The organism is Embleya sp. NPDC055664 (assembly GCF_053618075.1).
Window position 1 is genome coordinate 145,207 of the sequence record NZ_JBSHGZ010000001.1, and the last position, 14,237, is coordinate 159,443.

13 protein-coding genes and 1 pseudogene are annotated in these 14,237 nt (G+C 71.7%); 5 read left to right on the top strand and 9 right to left on the bottom strand.

From position 1 onward, the window contains the following. Nucleotides 1–133: 133 nt before the first annotated feature. The 6 genes and pseudogenes from ACWGR4_RS00585 to ACWGR4_RS00610 all read right to left on the bottom strand — a co-directional run bounded on the left by ACWGR4_RS00585 (nt 134) and on the right by ACWGR4_RS00610 (nt 5,349). The gene (locus ACWGR4_RS00585; protein WP_379996405.1) at nt 134–1,480 is read right to left on the bottom strand and encodes a sulfate adenylyltransferase subunit 1; all 1,347 of its coding nucleotides are present in this window, start codon (nt 1,478–1,480) and stop codon (nt 134–136) included. 2 nt (nt 1,481–1,482) lie between these two features. Further along, nucleotides 1,483–2,409 (bottom strand): sulfate adenylyltransferase subunit CysD, encoded by a 927-nt coding sequence (gene cysD / locus ACWGR4_RS00590; RefSeq protein ID WP_379996407.1) that lies wholly within the window; start codon nt 2,407–2,409, stop codon nt 1,483–1,485. A 55-nt stretch (nt 2,410–2,464) separates the two neighbouring features. Further along, nucleotides 2,465–3,163: a phosphoadenylyl-sulfate reductase gene (locus ACWGR4_RS00595; RefSeq protein ID WP_379996409.1), complete on the bottom strand. Its 699-nt coding sequence runs from the start codon at nt 3,161–3,163 to the stop codon at nt 2,465–2,467. A gap of 74 nt (nt 3,164–3,237) precedes the next feature. Then, nucleotides 3,238–3,438: pseudogene (locus ACWGR4_RS00600) on the bottom strand (hypothetical protein); the annotation flags it as partial. Then, nucleotides 3,435–5,132, bottom strand: coding sequence for a nitrite/sulfite reductase (locus tag ACWGR4_RS00605; protein WP_379996411.1), 1,698 nt, complete (start codon nt 5,130–5,132; stop codon nt 3,435–3,437). The gene ACWGR4_RS00605 and the pseudogene ACWGR4_RS00600, both read right to left, overlap by 4 nt. Before the next feature lie 133 nt (nt 5,133–5,265). Further along, nucleotides 5,266–5,349: a putative leader peptide gene (locus tag ACWGR4_RS00610; protein ID WP_355541009.1), complete on the bottom strand. Its 84-nt coding sequence runs from the start codon at nt 5,347–5,349 to the stop codon at nt 5,266–5,268. Nucleotides 5,350–5,576: 227 nt separating this feature from the next. Between ACWGR4_RS00610 and ACWGR4_RS00615 the strand changes: the two genes are divergently transcribed. From ACWGR4_RS00615 to rsgA, 3 genes are all read left to right on the top strand, one after another. Beyond that, nucleotides 5,577–6,107: a MarR family winged helix-turn-helix transcriptional regulator gene (locus ACWGR4_RS00615; RefSeq protein WP_379996413.1), complete on the top strand. Its 531-nt coding sequence runs from the start codon at nt 5,577–5,579 to the stop codon at nt 6,105–6,107. A 111-nt stretch (nt 6,108–6,218) separates the two neighbouring features. Continuing rightward, nucleotides 6,219–7,586, top strand: a complete 1,368-nt coding sequence (locus ACWGR4_RS00620) for a YihY/virulence factor BrkB family protein (protein ID WP_379996415.1) — start codon at nt 6,219–6,221, stop codon at nt 7,584–7,586. A gap of 240 nt (nt 7,587–7,826) precedes the next feature. Further along, complete coding sequence (rsgA, locus tag ACWGR4_RS00625; RefSeq protein ID WP_379996417.1) at nt 7,827–8,921, top strand: ribosome small subunit-dependent GTPase A; 1,095 nt, start codon at nt 7,827–7,829, stop codon at nt 8,919–8,921. Between the two features lie 40 nt (nt 8,922–8,961). Here the strand turns inward: rsgA and yidD are convergent, their stop codons facing one another. After that, the gene (yidD, locus tag ACWGR4_RS00630) at nt 8,962–9,636 is read right to left on the bottom strand and encodes a membrane protein insertion efficiency factor YidD (RefSeq protein ID WP_452131134.1); all 675 of its coding nucleotides are present in this window, start codon (nt 9,634–9,636) and stop codon (nt 8,962–8,964) included. Nucleotides 9,637–9,734: 98 nt separating this feature from the next. Between yidD and ACWGR4_RS00635 the strand changes: the two genes are divergently transcribed. Further along, on the top strand, nt 9,735–10,916 hold the full coding sequence (locus ACWGR4_RS00635) for an acyl-CoA dehydrogenase family protein (RefSeq protein WP_439677051.1): 1,182 nt from the start codon (nt 9,735–9,737) through the stop codon (nt 10,914–10,916). Between the two features lie 19 nt (nt 10,917–10,935). Here ACWGR4_RS00635 and ACWGR4_RS00640 read toward each other — a convergent pair whose 3' ends face one another. Continuing rightward, nucleotides 10,936–11,439: an ATP-binding protein gene (locus tag ACWGR4_RS00640; RefSeq protein ID WP_379996423.1), complete on the bottom strand. Its 504-nt coding sequence runs from the start codon at nt 11,437–11,439 to the stop codon at nt 10,936–10,938. A 248-nt stretch (nt 11,440–11,687) separates the two neighbouring features. Further along, complete coding sequence (gene arfB / locus ACWGR4_RS00645; RefSeq protein ID WP_379996425.1) at nt 11,688–12,110, bottom strand: alternative ribosome rescue aminoacyl-tRNA hydrolase ArfB; 423 nt, start codon at nt 12,108–12,110, stop codon at nt 11,688–11,690. Nucleotides 12,111–12,215: 105 nt separating this feature from the next. Between arfB and ACWGR4_RS00650 the strand changes: the two genes are divergently transcribed. Next, nucleotides 12,216–14,225, top strand: a complete 2,010-nt coding sequence (locus tag ACWGR4_RS00650; protein WP_452131133.1) for a S9 family peptidase — start codon at nt 12,216–12,218, stop codon at nt 14,223–14,225. Nucleotides 14,226–14,237 lie beyond the last annotated feature (12 nt).

Here is a 14,237-nt window from a genome sequence, read left to right on the forward strand (position 1 = left end):
GGACATGCGGGGACCTTCCCTCGGGCCCGCGCCGTCGGGCGCGGGCCGGGATGACGAATGTGATGGGCGACGGGCGATCGTGCGGACAGGGCTGACGGAGCGTCAAAAGCGGGTGGTCAGACCCGCGTTCGGATCAGCCGTGACATCGGCCCGGCGCGGCGAACGCAGCGCCGGCCATGCCGGCGGTGAGCGTCGAGCCGTCGGCCTCGTCGATCAACAGGAAGGAACCGGTACGGCGGCCGACGGCGTAGTCGTCGAGCGCGAGCGGCTGGGCGGTGCGCAGGACCACTCGCGCGATGTCGTTGGCGCGCAGTTCGGTCGGGTGCTGCTCGTGGCCGAGTTCGCCGTCGATCGGCGCGTCCAGGTCCAGCCGGTAGGCGATGTCCTTGACGATCGCCTTGACCGTGCGGGTGGTGTGCTTGAGCAGCACTCGATCGCCGGTGCGCAGCGGCCGGTCGGCGACGTGGCACACGGTCGCCTCCACGTCCTGGGTCGGGGTGGGCGCCTCGCCGATCGGCGCGATCAGGTCACCGCGCGAGACGTCCACGTCGTCGGCGAGCCGCAGGGTGACCGACTCGCCCTGCCGGGCCCGCCGGACCGGGACACCGAGCCGATCGATGCCGGCGATCGTGGTGCGCTGCCCCGACGGCAGCACCACCACCTCGTCGTCCTCGTGGAACACGCCGGAGGCGATCTGCCCGGCATAGCCCCGGTAGTCGCGGTACTCGTCGTCGGACTGCGGCCGCAGCACGTACTGCACGGGGAAGCGCGCGGGCTCCTGCGTCGGGTCGGTCTCGACCGGCACCGTCTCCAGGTATTCCAGCAGTGTCGGCCCGGAGAACCAGTCCATATGCGAGCTGGGGTCCACCACGTTGTCCCCGCGCAGCGCGGACACCGGGATCGAGCGCACGTCCGGCACCCCGAGCGCCTTCGCGTATGCGGTGAACGTGTTGGCGACCTCGGCGAAGCGCTCCTCGCTGTAGTCGACCAGGTCCATCTTGTTGACCGCGAGCACCACGTGCGGCACCCGCAGCAGCGCCGCCACCGCCGCGTGCCGCCGGGTCTGCTCGACCACGCCGTTGCGCGCGTCCACCAGCACCACGGCCAGCTCTGCCGTGGAGGCGCCGGTGACCATGTTGCGCGTGTACTGCACGTGGCCCGGGGTGTCGGCGAGGATGAACCGGCGCCGGGCGGTGGCGAAGTAGCGGTAGGCGACGTCGATGGTGATGCCCTGCTCGCGCTCCGCCCGCAGGCCGTCGGTGAGCAGCGCGAGGTCCGCCTCCTCCTGGCCGCGCTCGTTGCTGACCCGGGTCACCGCCTCCAACTGGTCGCTCAGCACCGACTTCGAGTCGTGCAGCAGCCGGCCCACCAGGGTCGACTTGCCGTCGTCGACGGAGCCCGCGGTGGCCAGTCGGAGCAGGCCCACACGATCGTCGACGGCCGCGCCGGCCGTCGGGGAAATCTCGGACGTCCCACTCATGACTAGAAGTACCCCTCGCGCTTGCGGTCCTCCATCGCGGCCTCGGACATCTTGTCGTCCGCGCGCGTGGCACCTCGTTCGGTCAGCCTGCTCACCGCGATCTCGGCGATGACGTCCGCCACCGTGGCGGCGGGGGAGTCGACGGCACCGGTGCAGCTCATGTCGCCGACCGTGCGGTAGCGCACCACGCGCCGCACGACCGCCTCGCCGGCCCGGGGTCCGCCCCACTCGCCGGGGGAGAGCCACATGCCGTTGCGCTCGAAGACCTCGCGCTCGTGCGAGAAGTAGATCCGCGGCAGCGCGATCTTCTCCCGCTCGATGTACTGCCACACGTCCAGCTCGGTCCAGTTCGAGATCGGGAACACCCGCACGTGCTCGCCGACGCGGTGCCGGCCGTTGTACAGCTGCCACAGCTCGGGCCGTTGGCGCCGCGGGTCCCACGCGCCGAACTCGTCGCGCAGCGAGAACACCCGCTCCTTGGCCCGGGCCTTCTCCTCGTCGCGTCGGCCGCCGCCGAACACCGCGTCGAAGCGGTTGGCCTCGATCGCCTCCAGGAGTGGCACCGTCTGCAGCGGGTTGCGGGTGCCGTCGGGGCGCTCGCGCAGCCGGCCGTTGTCGATGAACTCCTGCACGCTCGCCACGTGCAGCCGCAGGTTGTGCTCGGCGACCACGTTGTCGCGGTATTCGATGACCTCGGGGAAGTTGTGCCCGGTATCGACGTGTAGGAGTGCGAACGGCACCTGCGCCGGCCAGAAGGCCTTGCGTGCCAGGTGCAGCATGACGATCGAGTCCTTGCCGCCGGAGAACAGGATGACCGGCTTCTCGAACTCGCCCGCCACCTCGCGGAAGATGTGCACGGACTCGGCTTCCAACGCGTCCAGGTGGGTCAGGGCCCCGGGTGCGGTGCCCTTGTCGATCGTCGTGGTCACGCCAACCCCTCCTTCGTCTTCGTCGAGCACGGTGCCGTGGTGCGTATCGGGCCGATCATGCGTGGATCCCGCACTCGGTCTTGCCCAGGCCGGCCCAGCGGCCGGCGCGGGCGTCCTCGCCGGGGGCGACCCGGCGGGTGCAGGGCGCGCAGCCGATCGAGGCGTAGCCGTCCATCAGGAGCGGGTTGGTCAGCACGCCGTGTTCGGCGATGTACGCCTCCACGTCGTCCTGCGTCCAGCGCGCGATCGGGGCGACCTTGACCTTGCGCCGACGCGCGTCCCAGGAGACGACCGGGGTGTTCGCCCGGCTCGGCGAGTCGTCCCGACGCAGGCCCGTGGCCCACGCGCGGTAGTCGGTCAACGCCCGCTCCAGCGGCGCCACCTTGCGCATCGCGCAACACGCGTCGGGATCACGATCGTGCAGCGCGGGGCCGTACTTCGCGTCCTGCTCGACGACGGTCAGCTCCGGGTGCACGGTGATCACGTTCACGTCGTAGACCGCGTCGACCGCGTCGCGCGTGCCGATGGTCTCGGGGAAGTGGTAGCCGGTGTCGAGGAAGACCACGTCCACCCCGGGGGCGACCTTCGAGGCCAGGTGCGCCACCACGGCGTCCTCCATCGAGGAGGTCACGCACCAGGCCGGGCCGAACTGCTCGTGCGTCCAGGCCAGGATCTCGGACGCGGTCGCGTCCTCCAGTTCGAGCGCCGCCCGGCCGGCGAGCGCTTCGAGGTCGGTGCTCTCGGTGACGGTCATCGGCCCTCCTTCTGTGCGATCGACTGGTGCGCGTGGCCGGCGAGGGGCTCGGTGCCGGGCCCGTCGGGGCCCGGCGTCCCGTCGCCATGCCGATCGGGGCTGTGCCGTGTCGGGAAGACCAGGCCGAGGAACTTCAGCGAGAACGCCCGCCGGCAGGCCGAGCACAACCAGGTGCCGTGCCCCTCCTCGTGCGGGCGCAGGTCCTCGTCGCCGCAGAAGGGGCAGTAGAACGGCACGGCCCGTTGGCCCGGCTCGGCACCGCCGGCGGCGCTCACGACAGGTCCGTGTCGGTCGCGCGCACGGCCCACTGGGCGAAGCGCTCGCCCTCGCCGCGCTGTTCCTCGAAGCGACGCAGCACCCGCTCGATGTAGTCGGCCAGCCCCGCCGAGGTCACCTTGAGGCCGCGGATCTTGCGACCGAAGCCGGGGTCGAGGCCCAGGCCGCCGCCCAGGTGCACCTGGTAGCCCTCGACCTGCTCGCCGTTCTCGTCCAGGACCAACTGGCCCTTGAGGCCGAAGTCGGCGACCTGGATGCGCGCGCAGGCGTTCGGGCAGCCGTTGATGTTGATCGTGATCGGCTGGTCGAACTCCGGGAGCCGCTGCTCCAGTTCGTCGATCAGGGTGATCCCGCGGCCCTTGGTCTCCACGATCGCCAGCTTGCAGAACTCGATGCCCGTGCAGGCCATCGTGCCGCGCCGGAAGGGGCTCGGGTCCACCCGCAGGCCCAGCGCCTCCAAGCCCTCCTTGAGCGAGGCCACCTTGTCCTCGGCGACGTCCAGGATGAGCATCTTCTGCTCGACCGTGGTGCGCACCCGGTCCGACCCGTGTCGCTCGGCCAGGTCGGCGATCTTGCCCAGCGTGGCGCCGTCCACCCGGCCCACGCGCGGGGCGAAGCCGACGTAGAAGCCGCCGCCCTTTTGCGCACGCACGCCGACGTGGTCGCGCCACACCTGCGCGGGCGCGTCCGGCGCGGGGCCGTCGATCAGCTTGCGCTCCAGGTATTCGCTCTCCAGCACCTCGCGGAAGCGCTCCGGCCCCCAGTCGGCGACCAGGAACTTCAGTCGAGCGCGGTTGCGCAGCCGGCGGTAGCCGTAGTCGCGGAAGATCGAGATGACGCCCTCCCAGACCTGCGGCACCTCCTCCAGCGGCACCCAGGCGCCCAGTCGGACCGCGAGCTTGGGGTTGGTGGACAGCCCCCCGCCGACCCAGACGTCGAAGCCCGGACCGAACTCGGGGTGCACGACACCCACGAAGGAGACGTCGTTGATCTCGTGCGCGACGTCGAGCAGCGGCGATCCGGAGATGGCGGTCTTGAACTTGCGCGGCAGGTTGGAATATTCGGGCTTGCCGATGTAGAGCCGGTTGATCTCGTCGATTGCCCAGGTGCCGTCGATGATTTCTTCCTCGGCGATGCCCGCCACCGGGGAGCCGAGCACCACGCGCGGGGTGTCGCCGCACGCCTCGGTCGTGGACAGGCCGACGCCCTCCAGGATCCGCCAGATCTCCGGGACGTCCTCGATCCGGATCCAGTGGAACTGCACGTTCTGCCGGTCGGTGATGTCGGCCGTGCCGCGCGCGAACCGCTCGGAGACCTCCGCGATGGCGCGCAGTTGGGCCAGGTTCAGCCGGCCGCCGTCGACCCGCACGCGCAGCATGAAGTATTCGTCGTCCAGCTCGTGCGGTTCGAGCACGCCGGTCTTGCCGCCGTCGATCCCGGGCTTGCGCTGCGTGTACAGGCCCCACCACCGCATGCGTCCGCGCAGGTCGTTGGGGTCGATCGAGGCGAAGCCCCGGTGGGCGTAGACGTTCTCGATGCGGGCTCGCACGTTGAGACCGTCGTCGTCCTTCTTGAACTGCTCGTTCCCGTTGAGCGGTTCGCGATGGCCGAGGGCCCACTGACCCTCGCCGCGATGGCGAGCGGTCTTGCGGGCGCGGGGACCGCTGCCGGCGGTGTCGGTAGTGGCGGCCATGGGGAGCGTCCTCCGGGCGGATCGGTGGGGGACGCACGGGGGAGCATCCGGCCGCACCCTCGCCGGACCGGCCGTGAGAGTCGTGGTGCCGGTGCGACCGCGCGCCCGGCAGGCTGATGCGGCGGGCGGGTCGTCAGACCGGCGAACAGACGGCGCTGGACATGCGTCCGAGGTCGACGTGGAGTCGACCTACGAGAGCAATACCGGCGCGAGACATGTCGCAAAGATTGACATGGAGCCAGATACCCGTCCATCGGTGTCCGGGATGCGAACAGCCATCTCATATGTCGAACACGCATGCCCGTAATGTGGGATGAGATGATCTTTCGCGGTCGGCCGCGGCATGGATCGTCGCCGCGGTTGGTTACGGTACGGGTGGTCGGATCACGCACCCCCGGGCGGTATCACGACCCACGCACCACAGTGGACGAGGAGCTGATCGGTATGCCAGGCGAGATTCTGGGTGTGCCTCGGCGCAGAACGCGCTCCGTTTGTGTGGTCGAGGCCGGCGCCGCGCCCGCCGCCGAGCGGCCCGAGCCGCGGCGCGAGGAGGCGGTCGAGACGCTGCGCTATGCGCTCAACGGCTTCCTGTCCGCGATCCGCGCCGACCGCGCCGGGCGGGCCGATCCGGTCGACGCCGACGCCGCTCGCTATCGCCTGCTCGCGACGCTCGCCGACGAACTCGACCTGGACAACGAGCGGCTGGGCCGGGTGCTCGGGTTGGCCCCGGCCGCGGTGCGCGACCTGCTGGACGTACACGGGCGCGAGGGCCTGGTCGAGGCGGTGCGGGCCGGGCGCGGGCGGGGCGGCTCGGTGGCTCGGCTCACCCCGGCCGGGCGGCGCGAGCTGTACCGGCTCGACGCGCTGTTCCGGGAGAGCTGGGAGAGCGCTTTCGCCGACCTCCCGGCCGAGGAACTGCGGACCGCGGCCAGGGTGCTCAGCCGGCTTTCCGGGGTGCTGATCCCGAGTCGCTGACCAGCGCGGACCGGTCCGCGCGGCGGTCCGGCGCGACACCCCGCACCGGGGGTGGTTCACCCGGACGACGACTTGGCGAATGGCGGGCCCCGGGCCGGATACCTTAAAGGGGTGGCAGCGGACTACCAACAACGACCTCGCCTGCGAGGGGCCGGTCGCATCCGGTTGCGGAGCGCACTGTGGCGGATACTCCGCGAAACGGTGATCTCCTGCTTCAACCACCGGGTGACCGGCCTCGCCGCCGAGGCCGGGTTCTTCATGCTGCTGTCCCTGCCCCCGCTGCTGCTCGGTCTGGCCGGCACCGTCGGCTACCTGCACGGGCTGATCGGCGGCAGCACCGTCAACGACCTCAAGGCCGACATCATCAAGGCCTCCGGATCGGTGCTCTCCGACAAGAGCATCGACCAGGTGGTCGTCCCGCTGGTCAACGACGTCTTCGACTCCGGCCGCGCGGACATCATCTCGGCCGGCTTCCTGATCGCGCTGTGGTCCGGCTCGCGCGCGCTCAACGTCTACGTCGACACCATCACGATCATGTACGGCCTGTCCGGCAAGCGCGGCATCGTGCGCACCCGCCTGTTGTCCTTCACCCTCTATGTGGTCGGGCTGCTGCTCGGCATGTTCCTGATCCCGCTGCTGGTGGCCGGCCCGGAGTTGGTGGTCAAGGCGTTCCCGCACTTCGAGGGAACGGTGCACATCCTTTATTGGCCGGTCCTGGTGGTGCTCTCGGTCTGCTTCCTGACCTCGCTCTACCACGTGTCGGTACCGGTGCGGACGCCGTGGCGCGAGGACATACCGGGTGCGCTGGTCGCACTGCTGCTGTGCATCGTCGGCAGCTTCCTGCTCCGGGTATACCTGGCCACCACCATCGACGGGCCCACCGTCTACGGCTCGCTCGCGGCCCCGGTCGCGGTGATGGTGTGGATGTACTTTGCCGCCATGGCGGTATTGATCGGCGCCGCCGTCAACGCCGCGATCGACCAGGTGTGGCCGAGCCAGGAGACCGCGCAGGCCCGCGCGGAGCGGGACAAGGAGAAGGCCGCCGAGGAGATCGCCGCCGCGATGGAGCACCTGCGCTCGGGGCGGCACCGGGGCACCCCCGGCGACTGGACGCCCGCGGGCGAGCACGACGAGATGGAGGACACCGTCATCCACGGCGAACTCCCCGACCTCGGCGAGCCGCCGTCGGAGTTCCCCGAACGCTGGGCGATCCACGCCCGCGACGCCAAGCGCGGCGACGCGGGCACGGTCAACGGCCGGGCCAACGGCGCCCGGCGCGCGGCCGAGCCGCAGAACCGCATGCCGTCCCGCCCGCCCCGCCCGCCGGGGCCGCCGCCCACCAACGGTCAGCCGCCCAGCCTGCACATGCCCGCCGGCCAGGAGTTGCCGGGCCTGCCGCTGGACGACACCGCGTGGCCGCCGCGCCCGACCCGACCGGTGCTCGGCGAGCAGGAACACGCTCGACGCGAGCGCCCGTGATGGCCTAGGATTTTCCGAGCGGTCCGCGGGCCGTGAGAAGCGGTGCCCGGAGCGCGGCCCAGAGCCGCACGAGACAGGTGGGAGGTGGATGTCGTGACCACGACCTTGATGACGGTCGCCCGGACGGGCTGGACCTCATACCCCACCCCCATCCTCAGGGTCCGCACCGCGTAGTCGCGCCACGTCGTTCGTCGTGACGGCACGCAGGTCGGCGGATCCGCCCCTCGAAGGGCCACCGGCTTGTCTTCCCAGCAGCACCCCCGTTCCACCTCTTCCTCTTCTTCCTCCCTCCCGCCCTCCGACGTGCTCGCCGGCTACGGCTGGGATGCGGAGCGCGACACCGAATTCGCCCCCTACCGCGGGCACGGCCTGATCCCGGGCCGGATCGCCCGGGTGGATCGCTCGCTGTGCGAGGTGGTCACCGCCGACGGCACCGTGCGTGCCGCGCACGGCGGCGGCGACCTGCCCTGCACCGGCGACTGGGCGGTCCTGGAAACTCCCGACGACGGTCGCGAGCCGTTCGTCGCGGCGCTGTTGACCCGGCGCACATCCCTGGTGCGCTCGCAGGCGTCCGGGCGCTCGGCGGGTCAGGTCCTCGCGGTCAACGTCGACCTGATCGGCGCCGTCGTCCCGCTGGACACGCCCCCCGACCTCGGTCGGTTGGAGCGCTTGCTCACCCTCGCCTGGGAGAGCGGCGCCCGGCCGCTGGTCATCCTCACCAAGGCCGACCTCGCGGCCGACGCCGACGATCTGCGTGCGGACGTCGAGGCGGTCGCGATGGGCGTCGACGTGGTCGTCGCCAGCGCCGTCACCGGCGAGGGCCTGGACGTCCTGGACGCCTACACCGCCGGGCAGACGGTCGCCCTGATCGGCACCTCCGGCGCGGGCAAGTCCACCCTCACCAACGCGCTCGCGGGCACCGAGGTGACCGCGGTCCAGGCGGTGCGCGGCGACGGCAAGGGCCGACACACCACCACCTGGCGCGAGTTGGTGCCGCTGCCCAACGGCGGCGTGCTCGTGGACACCCCCGGAATGCGCGGGGTGGGCATGTACGACGTCGGCGAGGGGCTGGATCGCACCTTCTCCGACATCGACGCGCTGGTGGCCGACTGCCGGTTCACCGACTGCACGCACGACAGCGAGCCGGGGTGTGCGGTGCTCGCCGCGATCGAGTCGGGCGAACTCCCGCAGCGCCGCCTGGACAGCTATCGCAAGCTGCTCCGGGAGGCCCGGTGGATGGCCTCGCGCGAGGACCACCGCATCCGGGCCGAACGCGCCCGGGAGTGGAAGCTGATCCACAAGGAGATGCGCCGCTCGCCGTCGCCGAAGAAGTGACCCCGGGTCGGGGCGGGCGCGGGCCCGCCCCGACCACCGGTCAGCGCGGTCGCCGAGCCGGCCGCGCGGGCGGTACCGGGTCGAATCCGCCGTTGCCGGGCCGGCAGCGCAGCAGTCGGCGGGCGGTCAGGTACGTACCGCGAAGCGCGCCGTGGCGGTGCAGCGCCCGTTTGCCGTAGGTCGAACACGTGGGCGTGAAGGTACAACACGGCGCGGTCTTCGGGCTGATCTCGGTGCGGTAGCGGTCGACGGCGGCACCGAGGCGGCGGGCGGGGGCGCCTGCGCGCGGGCGGAGCAGGCTCGTGAGCGTGATCCACATCAGGCGGAGCGAGAGCAGGTTGAGCAGGCAGGGGTCGCAGCCGCCGCAGCCGTCGCCCCCGCCGCTGCCGCCACGACCGCCGCCTCCGCCGCCTCCTCCGCCTCCGCCGAAGCAACCGCCGTTGCCGTCGCGGCTGCGGTCGCCGCCGCCTCGACCGAAGCAGCCCCCGCCCCCGCCCCCGCCGCCGGAGCCGCCTCCGCCGTCACCCCCGCCGCCGCCTCCGGGCAGGTCGCCTAGGCCCTCGCCGGCGCCCTCCGCGAGGTCCTCGCGCCGTTCGCGCCGGCGGCGGTCCTCCTCTTCCTGTTCGAGTCGGCGACGGCGCTCCTCGGGCGTCTCGTCGTTCGGCCCCGTCGCCCCCGCGAAGAGGGGATGCGGTTCGGGCGGCGGCTCGGTCATGGTGGTGCTCTCCCGTGTTCCGGATCTATGTTCGGGGCAATCTATCGAGGCCCGTCCGACACCGCTCGGGTCTCCCGAACAGCCCAGGAGGCACCCGCATGGCCAAGGCACCCGCGTTCGACCCGGCCGACCCGCTCGGCATCGACGACCTGCTCGATGCCGAGGACCGGGCGATCCGGGACACCGTGCGGCGGTTCTGCGCCGACCACGTCACGCCCTACGTGGCGGACTGGTTCGAGCGCGGCGAACTGCCGTCGGTGCGCGAACTGGCGCGCGGCCTCGGCGGGATCGGGGTGCTCGGGATGACCCTGGATGGCTACGGCTGCGCGGCTACCAGCGCCGTGCAGTACGGCCTGGCCTGTCTGGAGTTGGAGGCGTGCGACTCGGGGCTGCGTTCGCTGGTGTCGGTGCAGGGGTCGCTGGCGATGTACGCGATCCACCGCTTCGGGAGCGAGGAGCACCGGCAGACCTGGCTGCCCCGGATGGCCGCCGGCGAGGCACTCGGCTGCTTCGGCCTGACCGAGCCCGACCACGGCTCGGACCCGGCGTCGATGCGTACCCACGCCAAGCGCGACGGCGACGACTGGGTGCTCAACGGGCGCAAGATGTGGATCACCAACGGTTCGGTGGCCGAGGTCGCGGTGATCTGGGCGCGCACCGAGGAGGGCGTGCGCGGTTTTGTGGTACCCACCGACACCCCCGGGTTCGCGGCCGTCGACATCCGGCACAAGATGTCCCTGCGGGCCTCGATCACCAGCGAGTTGACGCTGGACGACGTGCGGTTGCCGGCCGACGCGGTATTGCCCGACGTGGTGGGCCTGCGCGGTCCGCTGAGCTGTCTGGGCGAGGCCCGCTACGGCATCGTGTGGGGATCGGTCGGCGCGGCGCGCTCCTGCTTCGAGTCGGCGCTGGACTACGCCCGCACCCGGGAGCAGTTCGGCCGGCCGATCGGCGCGTTCCAGCTGACCCAGGCCAAGTTGGCGGACATGGCGGTGGAGATCGGCAAGGCGCAGTTGCTCGCGCTGCACCTGGGGCGGCGCAAGGACGCGGGCGGGGTACGGCCCGAGCAGATCAGTTTCGGCAAGCTCAACAACGTCCGCGAGGCGATCGCGATCGCCCGCAGCGCGCGCACCATCCTGGGCGCGAACGGCATCTCGCTGGAGTATCCGGTGATCCGGCACATGAACAACCTGGAATCCGTGTTGACCTACGAGGGCACCTCCGAGATGCACACGCTGGTGATCGGCAAGGCGCTGACCGGCCTGGACGCCTTCCACTGAGCCGTCGCGCGCGGTCGCGCTAGGCGTGAGCGTCCGTGTCCAGGGTGACCCGGATGCTCTTGCCGGCGCCGCAGGGCACCACGTCGATCCGGCCGCCGAGTTCGGCCACCATCAGTTTCACGATCATCAGACCGCGCCCGTCCTCGGACTCCGGCCCCGTCTCCAGGAGCGCGTGCGGGCGGAAGGGGTGTCCGTCGGCGACCTCGAGGCGGATCTCGGCGCCGCCGTGGGCCGCGGTGATCCGGATCCGGTCGGTGCGGATCGCCGCGTGGCGCACCGCGTTGGACGTCAGTTCGGTGGCGATCAGAAGCAGGGTGTCGGTCAGCTCCTCGGCGACCCCCCAGCCGTGTAACAGGTCGCGCAGGCGGTGCCGGACCTCCGGTACGCCCGCGACGGTGGGTGCGATGGTCCAGCGCACGAACACCGGCCCGGGCGGGTGTTCGGGTTCGGGCTCGCGGTGGTGGTTCGTCGAGGTGCGCCGCTCGTACCGAGCGCGGGCACGGGCCCGCCCGACGGCGGTCACGGATGACTCCACGAGTGGTACGCGACGGGAGGGAGCGTGGGTCGCGGTGGGTGTGGCGCACGTGCGGGGGAGGGCATCCCGGAGTCCTTCGCTTCGTTCGCTGCGGTACGCGGCACTGGCCGGCGTTCGAAGTCTGCGATGGCGAATCGTGCTCATGCGCCGGTTTTCCGGGTGTGATCCGTAATGCTTCGGTAAGCGACGCTTCATCTCGACTTTGGGTCCGCTTCGGAGCCTGTTCGGACCCGGGATCAGTCTCCGGTCGAGCGGCGCAGTCGTTTGATCTCACTGCGATGGTGCTTGTTGCGCAGCCGGCGCTCGCGCATGCCGCGCGTGGGTTTGGTCGGTCGCCGGGGCGGCGGGGGCGGTGCCGTGGCCTCGACCAGAATGTCGGCCAGCCGCCGGGCGGCGGTTTGTCGGTTCATCAGTTGCGAGCGCTGCTCGGACGAGGCCACGGTGAGCACGCCGTCGACCAGACGCCCCTCCAGGCGGCGCAGCGCGCGCTGCTTGAGCACGTCGGGCAGCGCGGTGGTGGCGCCCAGGTCGAAGGACACCTCGGCGCGGCTGTCCGTGGTGTTCACCGACTGTCCGCCGGGGCCGGAGGAACGGGAGAACCGCCACGACAGCTCGGCGGCGGGTATCGGCACGCCGCGAATGTCGAGATCTGTCGTCATACGCACATGATCCCGCCTGCACCCGGCCGGGGTCGACCGGGTTTTCCGGGGTTTTCCCGGGGGTCGCCGGGTGCTTTCCCGGCGTGGGACGGCGAGGATCGTGGGATGAGTGCCGACATGAACGCGGAACAGACGCAGGCATACGGTTCCTGGCCCTCGCCGATCACGGCCGAGCGGTTGGTGGAGGGGGCGGCGAGTCCCGGGGAGATCCGGGCCGACGGGGAAGAGGTGTGGTGGGCCGAGGCGCGGCCGACGGAGGGCGGGCGCGTGCAATTGGTGCGCCTGCGTCCGGGCGGGGCGCCGGAGGACGTGCTGCCGGAGGGTTTCTCGGCGCGGACCCGGGTGCACGAGTACGGCGGCGCGGCCTGGACGGTGCGGGCCGGCGTGCTGGTCTTCGCGAACTGGACCGACCAGCGGTTGTACCGGCTGGGGCCCGGCGACGACACGCCGGTGGCGATCACCGCCGAGCCGCGGGAGCCGGCGGGGCTGCGCTATGCGGACTTCACCGTCGTGCCCGCGGGGCAGTGGGGGGCGGGGGAGTGGCTGGTCGCGGTGCGCGAGAGTCACGAGCCGGCCGCGATCGAGGCGCACGGCGAGGCGGTCAACGAGATCGTCGCCCTGCCGCTGGACGGTACGCAGCCGGCGCGGGTCCTGGTCACCGGGCCGGACTTCGTCTCCTCGCCGCGACCGGCCGCCGACGGCTCGGCGCTGGCCTGGACCCAGTGGTCGCACCCGGACATGCCGTGGGACGCGGCGGAGTTGATGGTGGCCGCGATCGAGGCGGGACCGCGCACGACCGGCGCGCAGGCGGTCGCGGGTGGTGGGCGCGAGTCGGTGGTGCAGCCCGAGTGGGGTCCCGACGGGGCGTTGTGGTTCGCGTCGGACCGCACCGGGTGGTGGAACCTGTACCGGGTCGGCGCGGGTGGTCAGGTGGAGGCGGTGGCGCCGGTCGAGGCCGAGATCGGCGGCCCGCAGTGGGTGTTCGGCGAGCGGTACTACGCCTTCCTCGACGACGGCCGGATCGCCTGCACGGTCAACGCGGGCGGTTTCGTGCACCTGGGCGTGCTCGATCCGACCCGTCCGGAGGAGGCGCCGACGCGGGTGGAGACCGGGCTGACCTGGTTGTCCGACCTGGCCGCGGTGTCCGGCGGGGTGCTGGTGATCGGGGGCGGTCCGGACGACGAGGATGCGCCGCGCCGGGTCCGGCTCGCGCCCACCGGGGGTACCGCGCTCCAGATCGAACGGTTGCGTCCGGCCCGGGACTTCGGCTTCGACGCCCGGTGGTTCAGCCCGCCGCGGCCGATCGAGTTCGCTTCGCCGGCCGGGCGCACCGCGCACGCGCTGTTGTACCTGCCGAAGAACCCGAACGCGCAGGCGCCCGCCGGTACGTTGCCGCCGCTGATCGTCTCCATCCACGGCGGCCCGACCGCGCAGGCGCCGGCGGTGCTCAACCTGCGGATCCAGTACTGGACCAGCCGCGGGTTCGCGGTGGCCGACGTGAACTACGGCGGCAGTACGGGATACGGCCGGGAGTACCGCAACCTGCTGTACGACTCGTGGGGCATCGTCGACGTCGAGGACTGCACGGCGGTGGCCCGGCACCTGGCGGACACGGGTGTCGTGGACGGCACGAAGCTGGCCATCCGGGGCGGTTCGGCGGGCGGGTACACCACGCTGGCCGCGCTGGTGGGCAACGACGTCTTCACCGCCGGCGCCAGCCACTTCGGCGTCGCCGACATCGCGGCGCTGGCCCGGCACACGCACAAGTTCGAGTCGCGCTACCTGGACCGCCTGGTCGGCCCGTATCCGGAGGCCGAGGCGGTGTACCGGGACCGTTCGCCGATCAACCACACCGATCGCCTGTCCAGCCCGCTGGCGGTCTTCCAGGGTCTGGAGGACGAGGTGGTGCCACCGGCGCAGGCCGAGATGATCGTGGCGGCCCTGAAGGAGAAGAAGCTCCCCTACGTCTACCTGGCGTTCGAGGGCGAACAACACGGGTTCCGTCGGGCGGAGAACATCATCCGCGCGCTGGAGGCCGAACTCTGGTTCTACGGACGGGTTTTCGACTTCGACCCGGCCGACCCGATCGAGCCGCCGCCGGGCGGCGGGTTCTGATCTCCACGCCGA